The sequence below is a fragment of the Kushneria sinocarnis genome, from assembly GCF_003633775.1.
Taxonomy (GTDB): Bacteria; Pseudomonadota; Gammaproteobacteria; order Pseudomonadales; family Halomonadaceae; genus Kushneria; species Kushneria sinocarnis.
Genome location: NZ_RBIN01000009.1, coordinates 73,920 through 97,158, shown reverse-complemented (window position 1 = coordinate 97,158; position 23,239 = coordinate 73,920). Strand labels below are relative to the sequence as shown.

17 protein-coding genes and 1 pseudogene are annotated in these 23,239 nt (G+C 64.7%); 5 read left to right on the top strand and 13 right to left on the bottom strand.

Annotated features, from left to right (window positions below; genetic code table 11):
• Nucleotides 1-27: 27 nt before the first annotated feature.
• The 6 genes from trmA to C7446_RS14510 form a co-directional block, all read right to left on the bottom strand.
• A complete protein-coding gene (trmA, locus tag C7446_RS14535; protein WP_121173850.1) occupies nt 28-1,155 on the bottom strand; it encodes a tRNA (uridine(54)-C5)-methyltransferase TrmA in 1,128 nt (375 codons plus the stop codon).
• A gap of 91 nt (nt 1,156-1,246) precedes the next feature.
• Complete coding sequence (gene garD, locus C7446_RS14530; protein WP_121173849.1) at nt 1,247-2,803, bottom strand: galactarate dehydratase; 1,557 nt, start codon at nt 2,801-2,803, stop codon at nt 1,247-1,249.
• Between the two features lie 126 nt (nt 2,804-2,929).
• Nucleotides 2,930-3,667 (bottom strand): FadR/GntR family transcriptional regulator, encoded by a 738-nt coding sequence (locus C7446_RS14525; RefSeq protein WP_121173848.1) that lies wholly within the window; start codon nt 3,665-3,667, stop codon nt 2,930-2,932.
• A gap of 113 nt (nt 3,668-3,780) precedes the next feature.
• A complete protein-coding gene (gene kdgD, locus C7446_RS14520) occupies nt 3,781-4,704 on the bottom strand; it encodes a 5-dehydro-4-deoxyglucarate dehydratase (protein WP_121173847.1) in 924 nt (307 codons plus the stop codon).
• Between the two features lie 77 nt (nt 4,705-4,781).
• A complete protein-coding gene (locus C7446_RS14515) occupies nt 4,782-6,119 on the bottom strand; it encodes an enolase C-terminal domain-like protein (RefSeq protein WP_121173846.1) in 1,338 nt (445 codons plus the stop codon).
• A 140-nt stretch (nt 6,120-6,259) separates the two neighbouring features.
• Complete coding sequence (locus tag C7446_RS14510; RefSeq protein WP_121173845.1) at nt 6,260-7,561, bottom strand: Nramp family divalent metal transporter; 1,302 nt, start codon at nt 7,559-7,561, stop codon at nt 6,260-6,262.
• Nucleotides 7,562-7,895: 334 nt separating this feature from the next.
• Here C7446_RS14510 and C7446_RS14505 point away from each other — a divergent pair, with 334 nt between their 5' ends.
• Both C7446_RS14505 and C7446_RS14500 read left to right on the top strand, forming a co-directional pair.
• Entirely contained in the window at nt 7,896-8,483 is a 588-nt protein-coding gene (locus C7446_RS14505; RefSeq protein ID WP_170150101.1) for a DsrE family protein, read from the top strand.
• Nucleotides 8,484-8,660: 177 nt separating this feature from the next.
• Nucleotides 8,661-9,248 (top strand): DsrE family protein, encoded by a 588-nt coding sequence (locus C7446_RS14500; RefSeq protein WP_121173843.1) that lies wholly within the window; start codon nt 8,661-8,663, stop codon nt 9,246-9,248.
• A 99-nt stretch (nt 9,249-9,347) separates the two neighbouring features.
• Here the strand turns inward: C7446_RS14500 and C7446_RS14495 are convergent, their stop codons facing one another.
• The 6 genes and pseudogenes from C7446_RS14495 to C7446_RS14470 all read right to left on the bottom strand — a co-directional run.
• Nucleotides 9,348-9,899: a hemerythrin domain-containing protein gene (locus C7446_RS14495; protein ID WP_121173842.1), complete on the bottom strand. Its 552-nt coding sequence runs from the start codon at nt 9,897-9,899 to the stop codon at nt 9,348-9,350.
• 141 nt (nt 9,900-10,040) lie between these two features.
• Complete coding sequence (locus C7446_RS14490) at nt 10,041-10,739, bottom strand: hypothetical protein (RefSeq protein ID WP_121173841.1); 699 nt, start codon at nt 10,737-10,739, stop codon at nt 10,041-10,043.
• Nucleotides 10,740-10,777: 38 nt separating this feature from the next.
• Nucleotides 10,778-12,112: a replication-associated recombination protein A gene (locus C7446_RS14485; RefSeq protein ID WP_121173840.1), complete on the bottom strand. Its 1,335-nt coding sequence runs from the start codon at nt 12,110-12,112 to the stop codon at nt 10,778-10,780.
• 18 nt (nt 12,113-12,130) lie between these two features.
• A complete protein-coding gene (lolA, locus tag C7446_RS14480; RefSeq protein ID WP_121173839.1) occupies nt 12,131-12,838 on the bottom strand; it encodes an outer membrane lipoprotein periplasmic chaperone LolA in 708 nt (235 codons plus the stop codon).
• A gap of 76 nt (nt 12,839-12,914) precedes the next feature.
• Nucleotides 12,915-16,472, bottom strand: coding sequence for a DNA translocase FtsK (locus C7446_RS14475; RefSeq protein ID WP_425454115.1), 3,558 nt, complete (start codon nt 16,470-16,472; stop codon nt 12,915-12,917).
• Between the two features lie 190 nt (nt 16,473-16,662).
• A pseudogene (locus tag C7446_RS14470) lies at nt 16,663-18,531 on the bottom strand (methyl-accepting chemotaxis protein); the annotation flags it as partial.
• A gap of 331 nt (nt 18,532-18,862) precedes the next feature.
• On the opposite strand from C7446_RS14470, the gene aat reads away from it, so the two are divergent.
• The 3 genes from aat to infA all read left to right on the top strand — a co-directional run bounded on the left by aat (nt 18,863) and on the right by infA (nt 20,743).
• Complete coding sequence (gene aat, locus C7446_RS14465) at nt 18,863-19,549, top strand: leucyl/phenylalanyl-tRNA--protein transferase (protein WP_121173836.1); 687 nt, start codon at nt 18,863-18,865, stop codon at nt 19,547-19,549.
• Between the two features lie 34 nt (nt 19,550-19,583).
• Complete coding sequence (locus C7446_RS14460) at nt 19,584-20,339, top strand: arginyltransferase (protein WP_245977865.1); 756 nt, start codon at nt 19,584-19,586, stop codon at nt 20,337-20,339.
• 185 nt (nt 20,340-20,524) lie between these two features.
• Complete coding sequence (gene infA, locus C7446_RS14455; RefSeq protein WP_025732678.1) at nt 20,525-20,743, top strand: translation initiation factor IF-1; 219 nt, start codon at nt 20,525-20,527, stop codon at nt 20,741-20,743.
• 205 nt (nt 20,744-20,948) lie between these two features.
• Here infA and clpA read toward each other — a convergent pair whose 3' ends face one another.
• Nucleotides 20,949-23,222 carry an ATP-dependent Clp protease ATP-binding subunit ClpA gene (gene clpA, locus C7446_RS14450; protein ID WP_121173834.1) on the bottom strand — a complete coding sequence of 758 codons (2,274 nt, stop codon included), beginning with the start codon at nt 23,220-23,222 and terminating at the stop codon, nt 20,949-20,951.
• Nucleotides 23,223-23,239 lie beyond the last annotated feature (17 nt).

Here is a 23,239-nt window from a genome sequence, read left to right as displayed (position 1 = left end):
TGAGCATTCGGCATGATCCGGCGCCGGTCAGTCGCCCCCTGCCCGTCGGCGCAGCAGCACGCCACATTCGCAGTGATCGGTCCAGGGGAACTGATCGAACAGCGCCAGTCGCTCGATGGCGTGCGTGCGCGTCAGCTGCTCGAGATTGCCTGCCAGCGTTTCCGGGTTGCAGGAGATGTAAACAATCTCGTCGAAGCGGGCGATCCGCTCGCAGCTGGCCTCGTCCAGCCCGGCCCGGGGCGGGTCGACCAGCACGGTGGCAAAGTCATGCGTCTCCAGGGCCAGCTCGCTGACCCGCTGCCCCTGTTTCTCGCCATCCAGCGCCGCGCCGAACTCCTCGCTCGACATGCGCCCCACCACGGCATTATCGACCGCATTGGCGGCCAGGTTGACCTGCGCCGAGGCCACGGAAGTTCGCGAGATTTCGGTGGCGACCACGCGGCGAAAGTTCTCCGCCAGGGCGATGGTGAAGTGCCCGTTGCCGCAGTAGAGTTCGACCAGATCACGGGGGCGGCGCCCGCCGCCTTCAGCGCGGGTCACGGCCCGCGTCCAGTGCAGCATCGCCCGGGCAATCTCGGCGTTGGGCTGGGTGAAGCTGTTTTCCACCTGCTGGTAGTGCAATACCTGCCCATCCACCTCGAGATGTTCGGTGACATGATCGCGGGTCAGCACCCGGCGCTGCTTGCGCGCCCGGCCGATGATGGCGGCCCCCAGCCGCTGCTCCAGCGCCCGGGCCTGCTCGTCCCAGTGCTCGTCCAGCTGACGGTGGTAGATCAGCGTGATCAGCGTCTCCCCCGCCAGGGTGGTGAGATATTCGACCTGGAACAGCCGGTGGCGCAGCACCGGATTGTCGCGCACCGCCTCGATCAGCTGCGGCATCAGCTCGTTGATGCGGCGGCTGGCGACCGGATACTGCGTCAGCCGCACCACCGTCTTGCGCTTCGGATCGGCAGGATCGACCTCGAACATGGCATGGTGCAGCTCATCACCATCGTGCCAGAGCCGAAACTCGCAGCGCTGACGGTAATGGCTGGCAGGCGACGGGAAAACTTCGGGGGCCGGGGCAGCGAATCGGGCGAACAGTTCGACGATGCGGCTGCGCTTGGCCTCGAGCTGCTCGTCATAGCGATCGGGCTCGACGACGGGAACACTCACGGCGGTTCTACTCCACGGTGGCAGTGGCACGGGGCCGCGTAGTGTACCCGTCGTCGACGCCCGGCTGAACCGTTACCCGGCCCGCCCCCGCTCAGGTCACCGGTGCCGGGTTGAACAGCGCCAGATCATTCTTCAGTCCCCAGCGCTCGGTCCAGGTGCGGCGGCCACTGGCGGTGGCGATCACGGACTCGAACATCTGGCGTCCGACCTCCTCGATGCTCGCCTCTCCCATGGCCACCTGGCCGGCATTGATGTCCATCAGGTCATGCCAGCTCTGCGCCAGGGCGTTGCGGGTAGCGACCTTGAGCACCGGCGCCATGGCCAGACCGTAGGGCGTGCCCCGACCGGTCGAGAACATGTGCACGTTCATGCCGGCCGCCAGCTGCAGCGTGCCGCAGATGAAATCGCTGGCCGGGGTGGCGGCGAAGCTCAGCCCGGCCACCCTGACCCGCTCCCCGGGGGGAATGACGCCGCTGATCGGTTGCGTGCCGGACTTGACGATCGACCCCAGTGCCTTCTCGACAATGTTGGAGAGCCCGCCACGCTTGTTGCCGGGGGTGGTGTTGGCACTGCGATCCACCCCACCGCCGGCCAGATAGTCATCGTACCAGGCCATCTGCTCGATCAGCTGTCGGGCGACATCGCGATTCGCCGCGCGCGCGGTCAGCAGATGAATGCCATCGCGCACCTCGGTCACTTCCGAAAACAGTACCGTAGCTCCCGCCCGCACCAGCAGATCGGTGGCGTGGCCGATGGCCGGATTGGCCGTCACGCCGGAGAAGGCATCACTGCCGCCGCACTGTACGCCCACCACCAGGCCGGAGAGCGGACAGGGCTCGCGCCGGCGCTCGTTGAGCACGGCCAGCTTCTGACGCGCCATCGCCACGATGGCATCGAGCATCTCCCCGAACCCCTGATGCTCCTGCAGGCGCACCACCCACTGTTCGGCATCGCTTTGCTCGAAGCCCTCGCCGGAGAGCAGCCGGTCGGGCTGCAGCTTTTCGCAGCCCAGACTGACAACCATGGTCTGCCCGCCCAGGTTGGGGTTGCGGGCGAGATTGCGCACGGTGCGAATGGGGATCGGCGCATCCGGTGCATCGATGGCCACGCCGCAGCCATAGGTGTGATTGAGCGCCACCACGTCATCCACGTTGGGGTAGGCCGCCAGCACCTCGCGGCGAATGCGCTCCACGGCGTGTTCCAGCACACTGGCCACGCACTGCACCGTGGTGGTGATGCCGAGGATGTTGCGCGTCCCCACGCTGCCATCGGCATTGCGATACCCCATGAAGGTGTGACCTTCCAGCGGCGGCTGGTCAGGCGGGGCCGTGGTGGCCATGGGCAGGTTATCCAGCTGCGGCGATGCCGGCATCTCCAGCAGCCCCTCATGCACCCAGCAGCCCGGCGCCAGTGGCTGGCGCGCATAGCCGATGGCCACCCCGTAACGAACCACGGCCTCGCCCGCCTCGATTCGCTGCAGTGCCACCTTGTGCCCCTGGGGGACCCACTCGGTCAGCGGCGGCCCGTCCGCCAGCTCGGTGCCGGCCGGCAGTCCGCCATCGTTGGCAACAATCGCGACGTTGTCGAGCTCGTTGATGCGAATGATCAGCGGCGCCTGGTGGCGATCGGTTTCGATCACGCTGCTCATGCTATTCCTCCGTGAACAGAACACTCTTTGCGTACCGACACCCGGGCGCTGACCGCCGGCCCACCGAGGGCAACAGGGCACGGGCGGCCCTGCAGGTCATGCCCCGGCCCCTTCACCGTGTCTGCGTCAGTCGGCGGACGTTTCCAGCCGGCCGTGGTACAGCCGCCAGGAGCGGCCCAGATGATCCTGCATGGCCTGTCGGGCGCGATCGCCCGCCTGATCGACAATGGCGCGATAGATCGCCCGATGCTCTTCCAGCACGTTCTCCAGATAGCGAATCACTTCATCCCGCGCGCCCAGATCCTCGACATGTGAGCGCGGCACCATGGTTTCGCCGAAGAAATCGTAGAAACGCAGATAGACATGGTTCCGGCAGGCCGCGCCGATCAGCCGGTGGAATTCGAAATCCTCCTGCTTGGCCAGATGCCGATCCCCGATGCTGCGCGCAAAACGCGCCAGGTTGTCTTCGAGCGCGGCGATATCCTCCGGCGTGCGTCGCGCTGCCGCCAGGCCGGCTGCCTCCGTCTCGATCGGGATCCGGAACTCCAGCACCTGTACGATCTCGCTGGCGGTTTCCAGGCTCAGTCCTTCGGTCATGAAGGAGGTCGAGGCATGCCGGCGCAGCACGAAGGCGCCGATGCCACGCCGGGTTTCGACCATGCCCCGCGACTTGAGATGCGACACCGCCTCGCGCACCACGGTGCGGCTGACATCGAACATCTCGCCCAGCTGGCTCTCGGTGGGCAGCCGGTCCCCCACCTTGAGCTGCTCCTGCTGGATCATCTCCTCCAGGGCACTGACAACGTAGGCCGACAGGTTCTGGCGTCGGCGCGGTGGCGTATATCGCGAATCAGGCGAGATCATGTGGGCATCCGCTCGAAAATATGGCTGTCACTGAACCGGCAGTATCGCCTGACGGCCGGACCGGGGTCCAGGCAGTGCCTGCAGGCCGCCCCCGGCCGGCCCTGTCGCCCGACCTACCGGGTCATCTGCCTGAAGATGCCGATCAGCCGCTCGAGCTCGGCTCGCTCGTCATCACTGGGCATGACCAGCGGTGTGCGCACACTGCCACCGGGATGGCCGATCAGTTCGGCGCCGGCCTTGATCAGGCTGACGGCATAGCCGCGCTTGTGCTCGCGCAGGGCGACAAAGGGCACGAAGAACTTCTCCACCAGTCGTGACACCTGTGCGGTGCGCCCCTCCCTCAACAACTGATAGAACTTCACCGCCTCTTCCGGCACGAAGTTGAACACAGCCGAGGAGTAAGTGTTCACGCCGATTGCCATGTAGGCCTCGGCAAAGATCTCCGCCGTGGGGACGCCCCCGATGTAGACCAGGCGATCGCCCACCGTCTTGATGATCGAATTGAGCGCCTGGATATTACCGACCCCATCCTTGAAGCCGATCAGATTGGGGCACTGGGTGGTCAGGCGCAGGACCGAGGCGGCATCGAGCTGCCCATTGGCCCGGTTGTAGAGCACCACGCCGAGATTCGTGGCCGCGCACACCCGGGAGACATAATCGACCAGCCCCTCGTGCGGGCACTCGGTCAGGTAGGGGGGCATCAGCAGCAGGCCGTCGGCGCCCTTCTCCTCGGCAATTCGCGCCTGCTCGATGGCATCGCGCACGTTACGCCCGGCGCTGGAAAGAATCGGCAGCCGACCGCCGCAGACCCGCACTGCCGAATTCACCACGGTTTCGACTTCACGCGTGGTCAGCGAGAAGAACTCGCCGGTGCCGCCGGCCACGAACAAGGCCGAGACATCATACTGCCTGAGCCACTCCAGCCGCGCCTCGTAGGAAGGCACATCGAATTCGCCGGCTTGATCGAAGTCAGTGATCGGAAAGGAGAGCAGCCCGTCGCTCAGGGCGGCACGCAGTTGCTGATGATCGAAATGCATGATGACCTCCAGGGTAGTGATCGCAGGGCGGTGCTGCCGCCTTTCTCGCTTTGGGCAGCTCGCTGCCGGTAATGTGGCTAACGCACCATGGCCGGGCGCTTGGGATCGAATTGCCAGCCCGGGATCAGATACTGCATGGCCAGAGCGTCGTCACGGCGCCCGCCTGCCAGCGTGCGATAACGCTGATGAGCCTGCTCGACGGCGGCCATGTCGAGTTCGATGCCGAGCCCCGGGGCCTCGGGCACCGCGATCCGACCGTCACGTATTTCCGGGGGCGTACGGGTCAGCCGCTGCCCCTCCTGCCAGATCCAGTGGGTATCGATAGCCGTGGGCGCCCCCGGTGCTGCAGCGCCCACATGGGTAAACATCGCCAGCGAGACATCAAAGTGGTTATTGGAATGACAGCCCCATGTCAGTCCCCACTCATTGCACAACTGCGCCACCCGGACCGCGCCGCTCGGCGTCCAGAAGTGCGGATCGGCCAGCGGAATGTCGATGGCGTTCTGCATCATGGCGTGCCCCAGCTCCCGCCAGTTGGTCGCAATCATGTTGGTCGCCACCGGCAGCCCGGTGGCACGCTTGAACTCCGCCATGATTTCGCGACCGGAAAAGCCCTGTTCGGCGCCACACGGATCCTCGGCATAGGCCAGCACGTCGCGCAGGCCGCGACACAGCCGGATCGCCTCGTCCAGCGACCAGGCGCCATTGGGATCGACGGTAATGCGGGCATCGGGAAACGCCGAGGCCAGTGCCTGCACCGTTTCGATCTCCCGGGCACCGGGCAGCACGCCCCCCTTGAGCTTGAAATCGCGAAAACCGTAACGATCCTGCGCTGCCTGCGCCTGATGCAGCACGGCGGCCGTATCCAGCGCCGGCTCGTTGCGCAACCGGTACCACTCGTGGGTGCCTTCCGCGCTGTCGCGGTAGCCCAGATCGGTTCGGCGATGATCACCGACATGGAACAGGTAGCCCAGCACGGTGACTTCCCGGCGCTGCCGGCCTTCCCCCAGCAGCTCGGCGACCGGCACGCCGAGCAACTGCCCCAGCAGATCCAGTAGCGCCGACTCGAGTGCTGCCACGGCATTGACCCGCAGTTCGAAGGTCCAGGCCCCTTCGCCGGTCGCCGCGAAGTCCGAGCCCTGATGCCCCCGCTGCAGCTCGCCGACGATCCGGTTGAGATGAGCGATCGACTGCCCCTCTACCTGCTCGATGGCCTGACGCAGGGTGCGCTCGATGACGTCACCGCCGGGCGCCTCCCCCAGCCCGACATGACCGGCACTGTCCTCGAGAATGACCAGGTTGCGGGTAAACAGCGGGCCGTGCGCGCCGCCGATGTTCAGCAGCATGCTGTCCTCTCCGGCGACCGGGATGACCTGCATGGTCGTGAGCCGGGGGGTCTCGCTCAGCGCTGTCATGGGCACTCCATTGAGCGGAACATGATCCATCGGGCACCTGCCCTATGTATGATGTCATACAATTTATGCCTCCGCGGCATCGGCGCCAACCCGAACTTTGGTCGATACCGGCCACCACGGTCCGGACCGCGTCCGAAAGCTCAACCCAGCAGGCTGCGCGCCAGCTGAACGGCACTCCACAGGGTGAGCAGCGTGGCAAAGCCCAGGGCGAGGTTTTCAAACCAGTTGTTGCGGTAGCGCCCCAGCAGCCCCTTCTGGTTGGACATGATCAGCAGTCCCAGCGCAATGACCGGCAGCCCCACGATATTGAGGGCATTGACCCCAATGGTCAGGGTGACGAAGTTCGGCGTGCCGGGCAGCGACCAGATCAGCGGCGTGAACAGGATGAACAGCATGAACCACTTGTGCATCGGATCGTCGCGAAAGACCCGTCCGTAGCGCTCGCGGCGCCCCGGCCGAATGCGGTGCAGGGCATCGGTGATCAGCATCGGAAAGGCCGTGGTCTTGCCCGAGACACTGGCAAACAGGGTGGCGAACACCCCCAGATAAAAGAGCAGCCAGCCGAAGGTGCCGAAGTACATCTCCAGCGCCGCCGCGATGTCATCAATGGAGTTCACCTCGATGCCGTTGGGGCGCAGGATCTCGGCGCCCACCACCCAGATGGCCAGGTTGATCACGATTCCCACCAGCACGGCAAACAGCAGGTCGTTGCGCTGGATACGCTTGTGCTCCGGCCCCGTCCAGCCCTTTTCCTTCATCACATAGGGGTGAACGAAGTTGGCGATCGAGCCGGCTACTGCCCCGATGATCGACACGGCCACCAGCAGCGCCCCGTGCACTCCCGTATCCGCCGGAATGCTGAAACCCACCGTGCCGGCCAGCAGACCGCCCATGTCGGGCGTGGACATGATTGCCAGAATCAGAAAGGCCAGTGTCATGGCGGCCAGCAGCAGTTTCATGGCGCCTTCGATGACCGGGTAGACATTGCGCCCGACCAGCAGCCAGACGGCAACCGCCACGGCGCAGGCGCACAGCAGCGGCTGGTTGATGTGCAGGAGGGTCGCCAGCGCCTCGCCCGCGCCCTTGAGCATGTAGGCGTTCATCAGGTGCCCCATCAGCAGGGCGTAGATGAACATGAACCAGCCGAACAGCGGATGCAGCTGGGCGTAGCCCTCCAGAATGGTCATGCCCTGATTGTTGCAGAGCTGGAAGCGGGCAATGATGTTGACGATCAGAAAGCGCAACAGCAGCGAGACCGCCAGCACCCACATCAGTCCGTAGCCATAGTTCGAGCCGGAGACGGACGAGGTGATCAGATCCCCCGCCCCCAGCCAGGCCAGCACTGCCACGATGCCGGGCCCCAGGGTACGCAGCAGCTGGCCGAACCTCTGGCGCGCGGGAGCCGATGCAGTTCCCGTGGCCTGATGCGGTCGAGTCGTCATGTCCACCTCCTCCGGGGTCGCAGGCGTCACCACTCGTGCCGTGCCACAGGGACGCCATATTTCAGATATGACGTCATACAAGCTATGAGTGCGCCGGGATTCAGGCCATACCACCTTGGTGGTGTTCAGACCTTCTGCCCGCCCCCATCCCGATGCTCGGTCATGCCGCAGGTGCTGGCTGCCTGGCGCGGCGATAACCGGAACAGCACAATAATTCGGCATTTCATGCCTTAAGCTGCCCTTCAATATCAGCCGTCAACTCATACAGCAGATGCCTTCGACCTGGTCCATTTGGACTACAATCCCCATACTCACATTGCAAGGGAGAACGCTCATGGGAATCAGACATCAGTGTGCGGTGGCCGGTGTGCTCGCCACGGCCCTCACCATGCTGCCGCTCGGCGCTGCCAGTGCCCGGCAGAACGACAGCCAGGGCAATTCGGACAGGGCCGTGCATCCGGTCATCCAGGAGTACGGCGGCGTCATTCCCCGCAGTGACGACAACACCAATCAGCCCGATCCCGACAAGACCTACCACGTCATCTTCGATGTCTTCCATGGCGGTGATGATCCGGCGAAGCTCAACCCGCAGCTGGATCGGCTGGCGCGTGCCGTCAATGTGTTCGCCGCGCACGGGGTGGATCCCGACCATCTCGATTTCGTGGCCATCCTGCACGGCGACTCGACCCGCAGCGTCATGACCGAGCAGGCCTACCAAAAGCGCTTCGGCGTGGCCAATCCCGACAGCGACGTCATCGCGGCACTGGAGCAGGCCGGCGTACAGATGGAAGTCTGCGGTCAGGCCCTCAGCCGCCGGGACATCAGCGAGGAAATGGTCAACAGTCAGGTGGATGTCACTCCTTCCTCGCTGGTCACGCTGGCAATGTACGGTCAGAAGGGCTATGCCTATGAGCGGTTCTGACGGGTTCGCCGCCTGCTGAAACCGGACCGGGAAAGGCACCGGGACCGGGCCTGCCAGGGCCTGGCGTGAGTGTTGCGCCGGCAGGATCCTCGCGGCCGGCGCACATGCTCCGATGGGAACGGTCCCGGCGGCCGGCCACTCAACTTCCGCCCCGCCACGACACAAAAGAACACCATCATGGGAATGACCCGCCACTGGAAACCGATCGCCCTGCTCGCTGCAGCCCTTGTCATGCTCCTGGCCGGCCTGCTGGCCGCCCGCGAGGCACCGGGTTCGAAGCCCCCGCTCAAGATGGAGTATCCGGTCATCAGCCAGTACGGTGGCGTGGTGCCACGCGATGACGACAACGAGGACGTACCGGCCAGCGATGGCACCTACAAGGTCATCTTCGATGTCGACAGCGGTGCCGAGAGCCCGTCGCAGCTCAACCCCGGACTCAAGCGCGTGGGCCGTGCCATCAATGTGTTTGCCGCCAACGGCGTCGCCCCCGAGCGGCTGCACTTCGTGGCCATCATCCATGGCGCCGCCACCCGCAGCGTGATCGCGGATCCGACCTATCGTCAGTGGTTTGATACGAAAAACCCCAATACCGACCTGATCGCGGCGCTCAGGAAGGCCGGCGTCAAGGTGGAGGTCTGCGGTCAGGCGCTCAGCCACTGGCGCATCGGCGATCAGGCGATCAACCCGGATGTCGCCGTGGCACCGGCGGCGCTGACCACGCTGGCGATCTACGGCATGCGGGGGTATGCCTATGAGAGGCTGTAGGGCCCGGGTGGCCTGAGACAGCCGACAGGCGGGGTGGCCACCGGGGCCACCCCGCTGCACGTCCGGCCACGCCGAAGCCACTTCGAACAGGGCGGCACCCTACGGCAGCACGACCTGCGCTTCGCGGAACTCGGCATAGAGGCTGGGGTAATCCTGCTGCAGCTGCTCGACACGAACCCGGGCGTCGCCCGGCAGCAGGTTACGCAGATGCTGATACTCCTGATCGTCGAAGTGACGTTCGATCAGCGGGAAAAGGCGCTCGCGCTCCAGGCGCAGATAGTGCCGGTGTGCATCGACATACGCCTTCAGGCTTTCGGCAAACTGCGCCATGGGCACGATGGCATCCATCAGGATCATGTCGAGGTCGTTGCTGAGCCGGTTCAGGCGATTTTTCAGGGCGCGGTAATCGTTGGCCGCCTCGAAGACCAGCGCACCGTTTTCACTGTCGCGCTCGACGAGCCGCTCGGAACACAATCGTTCCAGGGGGACGATGTATTCATCCATGTAGGCCAGGATGTAGTCGAGCACCTCCCGCATCATGCGAAAGTCGGGACGCTCCCCCTCGGCCAGCATCCGGTGGCGTTGTAGCAGGACGTGCAGCAGGCGCGCCATGTTGGCGTGATCCTGGCGAAGCTGTGACATATCGAGCATGGCGGCTTCTCCGGAAGACGTCGTGGAAACTTCCAGTCTAGCCCGGCGCTGTGACGTTGTATTGCAATCGGCTCATTCTTTGGTCGATGGTCCGACAGGCCGGGCGTCACCGGGTCGGCACGCCCCGCGCCATGCCCGTGCTCAGGTCAGCATCCGGCGCCAGCGACGCAGCTCGAGCTGCTGACGGCGGGTATTGAGCTGCTGGGTGGTGATCTGACCGGGCACCACGCTGATGCGGCCATCGTCTTCCTGTCTGAGTTCGAAATGCCGCCGGGCGCCCACCGGCCGCTTCTCCGAACCGAAGATCGCAATCAGCCGGATCTCGATGCCCTGCAGCTTCGTCTCGCCCTTGACCACATTGCAGCTCTCATCGAGTTCGAGACCATGAGTGCCGGCGACTTCCCGGATCAGGGTGCCGAACGAGCCACCCTCCATGTACTGCCCCTTGTTCAGGGGCCCCTGACGGGTCATGCGGCTCAGCGGATAGGGCGTCTCGGTCTGACTGCTGTCCTGCTGACGCTGATCGTCCTCGGAGTGCTGCTGGTCCACGGTATCGGTAATGTCACCGAACCAGACGCCATCCGAGGTTTCCAGCTGAGCAAAGATGGTTTCGACGAACACCGCTTCCTGACTCATGTTGCTGATCAGGCAGAGCGAGTCAACGTCACGGCCGCGCCCCCGATTGATGATGATCTGGGGTTTGCGCTGCATCCGGAAGTTGTGCAGCAGCAGCTGCAGATAAACGAACCAGATGATGAACATGCCAAAGCTGCATAAGGCACTGAACAGTGCGGCGTTCGCGGTCAGCCACTGCCAGGAGACTCCGATCCAGTTGAACATTCCCTGTTGCCTCACTTGCGGCGTCGATTAGTCGGTATTCATGACGAGCGACCGTTTCCGGCATCCAGCGAGGCCAGCCAGTCGAGCTTTTCGGCAATGCGCTTTTCCAGTCCGCGATCGACAGGGTGGTAATAACGTGTTCCGGCCAGCGCCTCGGGAAAATAGACCTCGCCCGCGGCATAGGCATGCGGCTCATCGTGTGCGTAGCGGTACTCGTGTCCATGGCCCAGCGACTTCATCAGAGCGGTGGGCGCATTGCGCAAGTGTACCGGCACCTCGTGGGCGCCTGTCGATGACACATGTTGTCTGGCTTCGTTGTAGGCCCTGTAGACGGCGTTGCTCTTGGGCGCGCAGGCAATATAGACGATGGCCTGGGCCACGGCGAGCTCCCCTTCCGGAGTGCCCAGCCGCTCCTGCACCTGCCACGCTTCGAGCGCCAGGCTCAGGGCCCGCGGGTCGGCGTTGCCGATCTCCTCGCTGGCCATGCGGACCACACGCCTTGCGATGTAGAGCGGATCGGCGCCGCCATCGAGCATGCGACAGAACCAGTACAGCGCCGCATCCGGAGCGCTGCCACGCACCGACTTGTGCAGTGCCGAGATCTGATCGTAGAAGAGGTCCCCGCCGCGGTCGAGGCGACGGGTACTCTCACCCAGCACATCCTCGAGAATCGACTCGTCAATCCGCGCCGCCTCGCCCGCACTGCCGGCCTGCGCCATGTCGGCGGCAATCTCGAGCAGATTGAGCACCCGACGGGCGTCGCCGTCGGCAGCGGTGGCCAGCATGTCGCGGATCTCTTCGGAGACCTCGAGCGCCAGCTCGCCCAGCCCTGCCGCCTCCACCAGGGCACGATCCAGCACGCGCCGCAGCTCGCCATGGGTCAGCGGCTTGAGCACGTGCACCCGGGCGCGCGACAACAGGGCGTTGTTGAGTTCGAAGGAGGGGTTTTCGGTCGTGGCGCCGACAAGGATGAACACCCCCTCCTCCACCCAGGGCAGGAAGGCATCCTGCTGCGCCTTGTTGAAGCGGTGCACCTCATCAACGAACAGCAGCGTCCTGATCCCGCTCTGGCGGCGCTGCTGGGCCTGTTCGGCCGCGCTGCGGATATCCTTCACCCCCGCGGACACGGCCGATAGCGTGGCGAAGTGGGCCCGCGTCTGCTCGGCCATCATGCGCGCCAGCGTGGTCTTGCCCACCCCGGGTGGTCCCCACAGGATCATGGAGTAGAGCTGATCATGCTCCAGCGCCCGACGCAGGGGCTTGTCCTCTCCCATCAGGTGCACCTGGCCGACATAATCCGCCGGCGTCCGCGGGCGCAGTCGCGCCGCCAGGGGCTGTCCCGGCGGCGCATCCTGATCGAACAGATCGCTCATGACCGGCGCCCCCGCTTCTCAGGGGCTCTGACGGTCACGAATGACGTCGGCGCCCTCGGGAATCCGGAACCGGAAACGCGCCTCGTCGATCTGCGGATTGACCCGGATATTGCTGAAGCTGATGCGTGTCTGCTGACCCGTGCTGTCCGTCAGATCCAGCCCGGTGAGCTGCTCGCTGCGGAAGGTCATGTCGAGGGATTCGAACAGGGTCTCGTTGGTTTTGGGCGAGAGCGTGAAGATTTCGGTCGTGCCCTGCTGTCGGCGCGTCACGCTGTAGCTGTCGGTCAGCTCATCCGCCTGACCGGAGAGCAGCAGCGCCGGCGTATGCGTCACCCGCTGGTCGAGCGGCCGAATGCTCACCTGCTGCAGATCGGGATCATGCAGGTAGATCTTCTCGCCATCGGAGACCACCGTCTGACTGTAGGGCTCACTGACTTCCCAGCGGAACCGCCCCGGCCGCGACAGCCACATGTGGCCGCTGGCATTCTGCATGCTGCCGCCCTGGTCGGCCTGACTGACGACCTTCTGCTGAAAATCCGCCGAATAGGTCTTCAGCGGCTCCAGCAGCTCGGTCAGCCGCTGTGCCGGGCTGGACGAGTCGGCTGCCTGGGCACCGGAAAGCGGCAACAGCAGCGCCAGCACGATGATCAGCAGCCTGCCGACAGCCCGCGACAGGCCGCCGAAGGGCGCAGTGGTCGATGCAGTGCAAGGATGGTTGTGAAACATGCGCTATTCCTGAAAGCTCATTCGTGATTTCTCCGGCCCCGGGACGGCGCCCGGGGCCCTGTACATCCGGTCGCGCTCAATGGTTCGGCGGAGGTGCCACCACCTCGCGCTGGCCATTGGTGCCCATGGACGATACCACGCCGGCGCTCTCCATCGCCTCGACCAGCCGGGCGGCCCGGTTGTAGCCGATCTTGAAGCGGCGCTGCACGGCCGAGATGGAGGCCCTGCGCGATTCGGTGACATAGGCGACCGCCTCGTCATAGAGCGCGTCCTGTTCGGCATCGCCCCCTTCGCCGCCTTCGGCTTCCAGCCCGGTCAGGGCATCGGCGTTGACGCCGCCGGTCAGGATCTCGTCGACATACTCGGGCTCACCGCGCCGTTTCCAGTCCTCGACGACCCGGTGGACCTCGTCATCATCGACAAAGGCGCCATGGACACGAGTCGGCATGCCGGCCCCGGCCGGCAGATAGAGCATGTCACCATGCCCCAGCAGGTTCTCGGCACCCCCCTGGTCGAGGATGGTACGCGAATCCACCCGCGAGGAGACCTGGAAGGCCATGCGCGTCGGAATGTTGGCCTTGATCAGGCCGGTGACCACGTCCACCGAGGGGCGCTGGGTCGCCAGGATCAGATGGATGCCTGCCGCACGCGCCTTCTGCGCCAGTCGGGCAATCAGTTCCTCGACCTTCTTGCCGACGATCATGAACATGTCGGCAAACTCGTCGATCACCACCACGATATAGGGCAGTTTCTCCAGCACCGGCGGCTGCTGATGCATCTCCCAGGGCTGCGGCTCCCACAGCGGATCGGCCACCTGGGCGCCGGCCTGCTCGGCCTCGTCCAGCTTGGCATTGAAGCCGGCCAGATTGCGCACGCCCATCGCCGCCATCAGCTTGTAGCGGCGTTCCATTTCGGCAACACACCAGCGCAGCGCGTTGGCGGCCTCCTTCATGTCGGTCACCACCGGCGCCAGCAGATGCGGGATGCCGTCGTAGACGGACAGCTCCAGCATCTTGGGATCGACCATGATCATGCGCACATCATCGGGCGTGGCCTTGAGCAGCATCGAGATCAGCATCGCATTGACCCCGACCGACTTGCCCGAACCGGTGGTGCCCGCCACCAGCAGGTGCGGCATCTTGTTGAGATTGGCCACCACCGGGTTGCCGCCGATGTCCTGACCGAGCGCCACCGTGACCGGGGATTCGGCATTCTGGTAGGCGTCGGAATCGAACACCTCGCGCAGCCGGATCATGGCCCGCTGCGGGTTGGGAATCTCGATACCCACCGTGGGGCGACCGGGAATCACCTCGACCACACGCACGCTCTTGACCAGCAGCGAACGGGCCAGATCCTTCGCCAGATTGCTGATCTTGGAGACCTTGACCCCCGGTGCCGGCTTGATCTCGAAGCGGGTGATCACCGGACCCGGCCAGGTGTCCACGACCTCGGCCTTGACCCCGTACTCGCGCAGCCGCACCTCCAGCAGCTCCGCCATCTCGGCCAGCTGCTCATCGGTATAGTTGGGCTGATGATCGCTGGGCGGCGTCAACAGCGACAGCGACGGCATCGTCCCGACAGGCTCATCGGCCACGTCGCTTTCCGGCCGCTGGCTCTGCAGGTGCTCGACCGTCCAGAGCGTCGGACCGTTGTCATCGGCGTCTTCCGGCGCGTCGTCCGTTGCCGTGATCGGCGCTTCGCTCCGACCGTGATGCTCTTCCCGGCCATCGGGCCGGGTCGGGGCTTCGGCGCCGTGATCACTCGCATGGACGTCACCGGCGGGTGCGGATGCAGCAGCGGCGGACGGCGCGTCATCCCCGGTCGCCGGCTCCCGTCCGGCAGGTGCGGAAAACGGGGCATGGCGCGCCGTGTCCGACGATGCCGTGTCTTCCTGCATACCGTGCCGTTCATGTCGCTCGGCGGAAATGACGCTGTCGTCGGGTGCCTTGTCGTGAGCGTCGTCAGCCCGCAGGGGGAAGGCTTGCTCCTCCGGCTCGTCATGCGCCTGCTGCAGGGCATGCACACCGCCCGGAGCCGCCGACTGCCCGGAAGGCGCGCCCGCTTCTGCTTCTTCGGGCCTCTCCCGGAAATGGGGAGCCGACCGGGAGTCGCTCGATGATGGCGCCGCGACAGTGGATGACGGTTCCGGCTCGTCACTTCGCTCGTCACAGCTCGGAACCGGCGCGTCATCGTCCCGGATCGAGGAAGCTCGAGCCGAAGAAGTCGACACCGGTGGCTCATCATCATCGGGCACGATCGGTTCGGGAATGACCTCGGGAATGCGCCGGCGGGTCACGTCAGCCAGTGGCTGCCGATCACTGTCATCCGTATCGACTCTCTCCTGGCGACTGGAAGAGGCCTCGGCCGAAGCAGGCGAATGGTCGCGGGCCGGCTCATGGTGAGGCGTCGGCTCGGTCCCGACTGACGGCGACGACGCATGTTCGGCCTCACCGGCGGAGCTCTCCGGAGCGACCTGCGGCTCCGCAGCCGAGGATGGTGCAACGCGCTCTTGCGGTTCTGCCCGGGTGTAGGCGGTGGTCGATGACAGTTCGGGCTCGATGCGCTGACGACGCGCCGATGGCGTCTGCGCCGGCACCTCCCAGGGGATGCTGCTGTCGTCGTTGGCCTCGGCATGCCCGTTGGAGTGGGCCGCCGGTTCGAACGCCCGCTCGGCAGCCGCGGGCTCCTGCTGCATCGCGGGCGCCTGAGCGGCCTCCGCCGGGGCCTCCTCCCCGGACTCGTCCCGCCGCCAGAAGCGCCAGCGAGAGGCACGCGGCGACGTCTCTTCGGCCCGAGCGTCGGCGTCGGCCTCGGCGGACGTTTCCTCGTCACCGAAGTCGAACTCCTCTTCCGCAATGGCGGCGCGTTCGGCCTGGCGTGCCTGCTGGTGCCGGTGGCGACGCTGCGAAAGATGCTCGCCGGCGTGGCCGACCGCAACACTGAACCAGAGTATTCCCCGCAGCCCGGCGCGACCGAGCTCATCGATGATGGCCAGCCATGACATGCCGGTCAGCAGCGGCACACCGCACAGCAACAGCCCCAGCGCCATCAGGGTGGCGCCGTGTACGCCCACCAGGGCGCCCAGGCCGTTGGATATCCCTTCACCGATGATACCGCCAGCCCCGTAGGGAAGATCGCTCTGGGGGGTGTAGAAATGAATCGCGCCCAGGGTGCAGGTCGCCACCAGCACCAGCAGCATGCCACCGCCCCGGACTGCCAGCGCCACCGGATCCCAGACCAGATGCGCCTCCTTGAGCCGCATCAGCCGCCAGGCTCCGAAGCCCAGAATCCCCGGCCACCAGAGGGCACTGGCGCCGAACAGTGAATAGAGGACATCGGACAGCCAGGCCCCCAGGGGCCCCATCCAGTTGGAGACACTCTTCTCCGGACCGCTGTAGGACCAGCTCGGATCATCGGGTGCATAGCTGAAAAAGGCCAGCAGCAGGAACAGGCAGGCCACCAGCAGCAGAATGACGGTGCCTTCCTTGGAAGCGCCCTGCAGCCGGGCACTCATGCGACGAGCGCTGGCACGCGCCTTCTGGGCGCGTGGCGCGGCTGACCGGCGACTGCGCTCGTCACGCCGTGGCCTGCGCTGACTCGTCTGCTTGCGGTTACTGGAATTTCTGGCACTCAACGGCCATCCCCCTTGCGCCATTTCGGCGTACCTCGTGTTCTGCCATCAGGGGGTATCCCGAATACCGGGTGTCAATCAGGCGCTACCGCGTGCGATCCATGACCCGGGATACCCGCAGACGGGTATCATACCTGGCCTGCCGGGTGTGGCACAGGGCCAGGTAGTGCCTGATTGACCTACAGGGCCGATTTCAGTCTTCGGCCACCCTCTCATCCCCACGGGTCTCGCGCTGACGGAACATGTCGATGCTTTTCAGCAGTGACCGGGACTGCTGATCGAGCTGGCGCGTTGTCTGCGAGGAGGCCTCGACCAGTGCCGCATTGTTCTGCGTCACGTCATCCAGCTCGGCCACGGCCGTATTGATCTGCTCGATACCCGCAAGCTGCTCGTCGGAAGCCTGACTGATATCGCGCACCAGACGGCTGACCGCCTCGACCCGGCCCATGAACTCACCCATCCGGGTGCCCATGGTCTGCACTTCCTCATTGCTGAGTCGAATACCGTTGACCGCATCACCGATCAGCCGCTGGATATCCGAGGCGGCCTCGGCACTGCGACTGGCCAGCCGTCGGACCTCTTCGGCAACCACGGCAAAGCCGCGCCCGTGCTCACCGGCGCGTGCCGCCTCGACCGAGGCATTCAGCGCCAGCAGATTGGTCTGGAAGGCGATGGTATCGATCACGCCGACGATGTCGCGAATCTTCTCGGCGTTGTCATTGAGCGAGTTCATGGAGTGCTCGGTATGGCTGACCTGGGTCCGGGTCTCCTCGGCCATGCGCGTCATGTCCTCGGTACGCTCACGCCCCTGACGAGTGTGTTCGGTGTTCTGGCGTACCGTGGCACTGAGCTCCTCGATGCTGGCAGCGGTCTCTTCCAGACTGGCCGCCTGCGACTCGGTGCGTCGGGAGAGGTCGGTGTTGCCGCTGCTGAGCGAATGGCTGCTGGCATGGATGTCACCCGCCACGTGCCGGACCTCACCCACGATGCGGTCAAGCCCGTCACCGATACCGTTCATGGCGATGATCAGCTGCCCGATCTCATCCTGCCGACGACTCGAGAGCCGATGCCGGAGATCCCCTTCGGCAATCTGACTTGCCAGCTCTACCACGCTGCGCAGCGGCTGCGAGATGAGACGCCGCATCAGCCAGTACAGGCCACCTGCAATCAGCAGCGCCATCACCAGGGCGGCCAGCATGAGCTGCCAGCGCATCTCGCTGATGGCGGCATCGATCTCGTTGTCATGAGCGGTGGCAGCAATGATCCACTGCCACTCCGGATAGGCCTGGAAGTAGGTGGTACGCTCGCCCTCTCCGCCCTGACCGGCCAGCGAGTAATGCAGCGTGCCACTGGCGGTCTTGAACATGGCCGGCCAGATCGCCTCGCCATTGCGGTCGTGCTGCTCCAGCAGCGACTGCCCTTCGTGCTCGCCTCCCGCAATCACCTCGCCCTGATGCTCGCCGGCTGCCGCATTGACGATCATGAAGTTGCCTTCATCGCCGACCTTCAGCTGACGAATCCGGTCCTTCAGATCATTGAGCTCATTGCGGATATCGACGCCGATGAAAGTGGCTCCGATCACCCGGCCACGCTCGTCGAACATCGGCTCATAGCGAGTGATGTAAGGAATACCGAACAGATTGGCAAGACCGGAATAGGGCTTGCCATCCATCAGCTGGGCATAACTGCGCGAATGCCGGTCCAACAGCGTTCCCATCGCCCGCGCGCCCTGCTGATCCTTGAGCGACGTGGCCACCCGCAGGAAGTCGTCACCGGTGCGCGCGAAGATGGTAACCGGCGCACCCGCCATGTCGCTGAAGTCATCAAGCCGCTGGGTATCCAGCGTCAGCACGCCCCGGCTGTCGGCCAGGGTCGGGGCCGCCCGGCCCTTCACTTCCATGCCACTGGCATCATCCAGCGTATAGGGTGGCTTTAGCTGCTGCCCCGTGAAGAGCTTCAGAAAATGTCTGGTCTGCTGCTGCAGACTGTGATCGAACAGGGCGATCATTTCGCTGACACGCTCGGTCTGGGCCTGCATGGCCGTTTTCTGCTGTTGCCTGAGCATCTGCTCGATTCGGGCAGACAGCCCCCAGGCCAGCAGCAGAAAGCCGGCTATTACCACTATCCCTGTCAGCAGCGCCATTCTGGCGCCAATACTCATCCGTGATAGACGTGAACGAAAATCGGATCCGGGCATGGGCATGGGTCCTCGCGATCAATGTGCCGGGCGCCCCCGGAATGGGGCGCAACAGCCTCAATCACGGCATTCGCGACGTTTTCTTTAAATCAGGCTTATCCAGCCCGGGCCGGATGCCGGCATGACAGGTGATTTCGGCTGGACCGGGGAAATCCCGTATGATGACGGGCATTTCCGAATAACCGCGAGTATCTCCATGGTGCCATGGCTGGCGGCCTATCCGGTCCGGTTTCCACCGGTGGAGCAGGCCCTGCACGAACCCGACGGGCTGCTGGCAGCGGGCGGCGCCCTGACCCCCGACTGGCTGCTGGCCGCTTATGAGCGCGGCATCTTTCCCTGGTTCGGGGAGTCGGACCCCATCCTGTGGTGGAGCCCCGACCCGCGGCTGGTGCTGTTTCCCGACGAGCTGCGCGTACGCCGCAGCCTTGCCAAGCGACTGCGCAACGGCGGGTTCCGGGTCACGTTCGATGGCGCCTTCGACAGCGTCATTCACCAGTGCGGTGCCCTGCGGGAGAGCCGCGAGGGCACCTGGATCACCCATCAGGTCAGGGCAGCCTATGGACGCCTGCATCGACTCGGCTATGCCCATAGCATTGAGGTCTGGCAGGCGGGCGAACTGGTGGGCGGCCTTTATGGCCTCGCGCTGGGGCGGGTATTCTTCGGCGAATCGATGTTCTCCCTGCGCCCGGACGCGTCAAAGATTGCGCTGGTCGAGCTGAGCCGCCGGCTGCAGGCACAGGGTTTCACCCTGATAGATTGCCAGGTGCGCACCGACCATCTGCTCAGCATGGGAGCCCGCGAAATCGACCGGGACGAGTTCATTCGATATCTTGAACAGCATGCCTGGATCGAGCGCGCCCCACAGCCCTGGGCGGCGGACTGATCCATTCCGACCACCTGACGCGAGGTTCCGGTCAGTGTCCTACTCTCATGCTACCCGAGACAGCCATGACGCCGCCCGTGCGCCGGATTTTTATCTGACCGGCGAGCACGATTGCGGTTATCTCGATGGCCACCGGGCCACCTCGCTGGTACTCGATCCCGCCCATCCGCTGGACCGGCACACTCACGATGCCCTGCTGGAACGAGGCTTCCGGCGCAGTGGCGGACATCTCTATACGCCCTACTGCCGGGCGTGCTCGGCCTGTATTCCGGTGCGGGTACCGGTCGAGGCCTTCAGCCCCGATCGCACCCAGCGGCGCCTGATGCAGCGCAACAGCATTCTGACAGCCCACGAGGGCCCTGCCCTCTTCCATCATGAACACTACGCCCTGTACGACCGCTACATTCGCGCACGCCACGCGCAGGGCGCCATGTACCCGCCCGATCAGGATCAGTACCGCAACTTTCTGACCCTCGGACACGACTGGGCCCGGCTGGTGGAGTTCCGCCATCACGATGAGCTGGTTGCCGTGGCTGCCATGGACCGGCTCGAACACGGTCTGTCAGCCGTCTACACCTTCTTCAGTCCGGCTCCGGAGTGGCAGCGGCACTCGCTGGGCAGCTGGGCCATTCTCTGGCAGATCATGCATGCCCGGGCACTGGGCCTGCCCCATGTCTACCTCGGCTACTGGATCCGGCAGAGTCGCAAGATGCGCTACAAGGCCAACTTTCAGCCGCTGGAGTATCTCCGGGGCGGGCACTGGCAGCGCAGCATTCCCCTGCAGCAGTGACATTCGCCGCCTGCAGGCATCACGGCTCCAACGTCCTTTTGCCCTGCTCCGCCGGATCAGGCAAAATATCACGCCGCATCGATAGCCCTGATTGATCATGATCATCGTGATCACAGTGGCAAATCCGGTGACGATGCACTATAACCTTCGGCATCGTCCCATCATCCAGTGAGGAATGACGCCATATGGCAAGAGAAGACCATATTGAAATGGAAGGTGTCGTGGTCGACACGCTTCCCAACACCATGTTCCGTGTCGAACTCGAGAATGGCCACATCGTGACCGCTCATATCTCGGGCAAGATGCGCAAGAACTACATCCGCATCCTGACCGGCGACAAGGTCAAGGTCGAGCTGACGCCCTATGACCTCTCCAAGGGCCGCATCGTTTATCGCTCTCGCTGATGTCCCATCCCGGGGTCTGCCAGTATCCTCTTCCCTTCCGCCCCGCTCATGACTGCTGCCAGTCCGGGTGATCGCCGTGTCGCCGCCGCGCCGGCACCGACCTGATCGCTCGCTCACGCCATACGCATGAAAAAATGCCCCGTCCGCAGACAGGGCATGATTCGGTGGTTCAGGAGACGCCCGCGCGATCCGGCGGGCGGGCCGATCAGGCCACCTCGGCTTCGGTTGCCAGATGCAGCTGACCCTCCTCGACCGTGACATGCACGGTACCGCCATTGTCGGCCAGATCGCCGAACAGGATCATCTCGGCCAGCGGCTTCTTCAGCTTTTCCTGCAGCAGCCGCGCCATCGGCCGGGCGCCCATTTCCGGATCGTAGCCGTGCTCGGCCAGCCAGGCCCGGGCCTCCTCGTCGACATCCAGCTGGACACGCTTCTCGTCGAGCTGGGCCTGCAGTTCGACCAGGAACTTGTCGACCACGCTGCGCACCACCTCGGTATCCAGATGATGGAACTGGATGATGCTGTCGAGCCGGTTGCGGAACTCCGGCGTGAAGGTTCGCCGGATGACTTCCATGGCGTCGGTCGAATGATCCTGGGTCTGGAAACCGATCGAGCGCCGCGCGGCCTGTTCGGCACCGGCATTGGAGGTCATGATCACGATCACGTTGCGGAAGTCCGCTTCACGCCCGTTGTTGTCGGTCAGGCGGCCATGATCCATGACCTGCAGCAGCAGGTTGAACACATCGGGATGCGCCTTTTCGATCTCGTCGAGCAGCAGCACGCAGTGCGGCTGCTTGGTCACGGCCTCGGTCAGCAGGCCGCCCTGGTCATAACCGACATAGCCCGGCGGCGCCCCGATCAGGCGCGAAACGGTATGCCGTTCCATGTATTCGGACATGTCGAAGCGCACCAGGCCGATACCCATCAGCTGCGACAGCTGACGCGCCACCTCGGTCTTGCCGACCCCGGTCGGACCCGCGAACAGGAAACTGCCCACCGGCTTGTCGGGCGAAGCCAGACCGGCGCGGGAGAGCTTGATCGCCGCCGACAGGCCGTCGATCGCCTCGTTCTGACCGAAGACCAGCATCTTGAGGTCGCGCTCCAGATTGGCCAGCAGCTTGCGATCGGAGCTGGACACGCTCTTCGGCGGAATCCGGGCAATCGAGGCCACGATCGCCTCGACCTGCTCGACGTCGATGGTATCGACCCGCGCCTCTTCGGGCAGCAGTCGCTGATGGGCGCCTGCCTCGTCGATGACGTCGATGGCCTTGTCCGGCAGGTAGCGATCGTTGATATAGCGATCGGAAAGCCGTACGGCGGTCTCGATGGCGCCATCGGTGTACTTGAGCTGATGATGTTCCTCGAAGCGACCGCGCAGTCCCTTGAGAATCCGGATGGCATCATCGACCGAAGGCTCGAGGACATCGACCTTCTGGAAGCGCCGTGCCAGTGCCCGGTCCTTCTCGAAGATGCCGCGGAACTCCTGGAAGGTGGTCGAGCCGATGCAGCGCAGTTCGCCCGACGAGAGCATCGGCTTGAGCAGGTTGGAGGCGTCCATGACACCACCGGAAGCTGCCCCGGCACCGATCACCGTGTGGATCTCGTCGATGAACAGGATCGAGTTGGGCTCCTTCTTGAGCTCGGCCAGCAGTCCCTTCAGGCGCTTCTCGAAATCGCCGCGATACTTGGTACCGGCGAGCAGCGCGCCCATGTCCAGCGAGTAGACCACGGCATCGCTGATGACGTCAGGCACATCCTCCTCGACGATCCGCTTGGCCAGCCCTTCGGCGATGGCCGTCTTGCCGACCCCGGCCTCACCCACCAGCAGCGGGTTGTTCTTGCGCCGCCGGGCCAGGATCTGGACCACGCGCTCGAGCTCGTGATCGCGACCGACCAGCGGATCCACCTTGCCGATGCGAGCCTGCTCGTTGAGGTTGGTGGCATAGCCGGTCAGCGGATTCGAGCCGGATTCGCCCATGCTCTCCTCGGCTTCCTCGCCTTCCTGGCTGCCGGTATTGCCCGACTGCTGGCTGTTGTGGCCGGACACCTTGGAGATGCCGTGGGCGATGTAGTTCACCGCATCGACCCGGGCCACGTTCTGCTGCTTGAGAAAATAGACCGCCTGACTCTCCTGCTCGGAGAAGATCGCCACCAGCACGTTGGCACCGGTCACCTCCGACTTGCCGGAGGACTGGACGTGGAAGACGGCGCGCTGAAGCACACGCTGGAAGCCGAGCGTGGGCTGGGTTTCGCGGTCGTCCTGATCCTCGGGAATCAGCGGGGTCGTGGTATTGATGAAATCCTGCAGATCGCTGCGCAACTTGTCGAGGTTGGCGCCGCAGGCCTTGAGCACGTCGGCTGCCGAGGCATTGTCAAGCAAGGCCAGCAGCAGGTGCTCGACGGTCATGAACTCATGGCGCTTGGAGCGCGCCACGGTAAAGGCCGTGTTCAGGGTGAGTTCAAGTTCTTTGCTCAACATGGCAGTCCCCTCGTTCC

What these genes read in the sequence shown, in the direction of transcription:
- infA (WP_025732678.1), top strand. Translation starts at nt 20,525, where the DNA reads ATGGCAAGAGAAGACCATATTGAAATGGAAGGTGTCGTGGTCGACACG.
- C7446_RS14485 (WP_121173840.1), bottom strand. Translation starts at nt 12,112, where the DNA reads ATGAGCGATCTGTTCGATCAGGATGCGCCGCCGGGACAGCCCCTGGCG.
- C7446_RS14500 (WP_121173843.1), top strand. Translation starts at nt 8,661, where the DNA reads ATGGGAATGACCCGCCACTGGAAACCGATCGCCCTGCTCGCTGCAGCC.
- aat (WP_121173836.1), top strand. Translation starts at nt 18,863, where the DNA reads ATGGTGCCATGGCTGGCGGCCTATCCGGTCCGGTTTCCACCGGTGGAG.
- C7446_RS14525 (WP_121173848.1), bottom strand. Translation starts at nt 3,667, where the DNA reads ATGATCTCGCCTGATTCGCGATATACGCCACCGCGCCGACGCCAGAAC.
- clpA (WP_121173834.1), bottom strand. Translation starts at nt 23,222, where the DNA reads ATGTTGAGCAAAGAACTTGAACTCACCCTGAACACGGCCTTTACCGTG.
- lolA (WP_121173839.1), bottom strand. Translation starts at nt 12,838, where the DNA reads ATGTTTCACAACCATCCTTGCACTGCATCGACCACTGCGCCCTTCGGC.
- C7446_RS14510 (WP_121173845.1), bottom strand. Translation starts at nt 7,561, where the DNA reads ATGACGACTCGACCGCATCAGGCCACGGGAACTGCATCGGCTCCCGCG.
- C7446_RS14515 (WP_121173846.1), bottom strand. Translation starts at nt 6,119, where the DNA reads ATGACAGCGCTGAGCGAGACCCCCCGGCTCACGACCATGCAGGTCATC.
- kdgD (WP_121173847.1), bottom strand. Translation starts at nt 4,704, where the DNA reads ATGCATTTCGATCATCAGCAACTGCGTGCCGCCCTGAGCGACGGGCTG.
- C7446_RS14505 (WP_170150101.1), top strand. Translation starts at nt 7,896, where the DNA reads ATGGGAATCAGACATCAGTGTGCGGTGGCCGGTGTGCTCGCCACGGCC.
- garD (WP_121173849.1), bottom strand. Translation starts at nt 2,803, where the DNA reads ATGAGCAGCGTGATCGAAACCGATCGCCACCAGGCGCCGCTGATCATT.
- C7446_RS14490 (WP_121173841.1), bottom strand. Translation starts at nt 10,739, where the DNA reads ATGTTCAACTGGATCGGAGTCTCCTGGCAGTGGCTGACCGCGAACGCC.
- C7446_RS14495 (WP_121173842.1), bottom strand. Translation starts at nt 9,899, where the DNA reads ATGCTCGATATGTCACAGCTTCGCCAGGATCACGCCAACATGGCGCGC.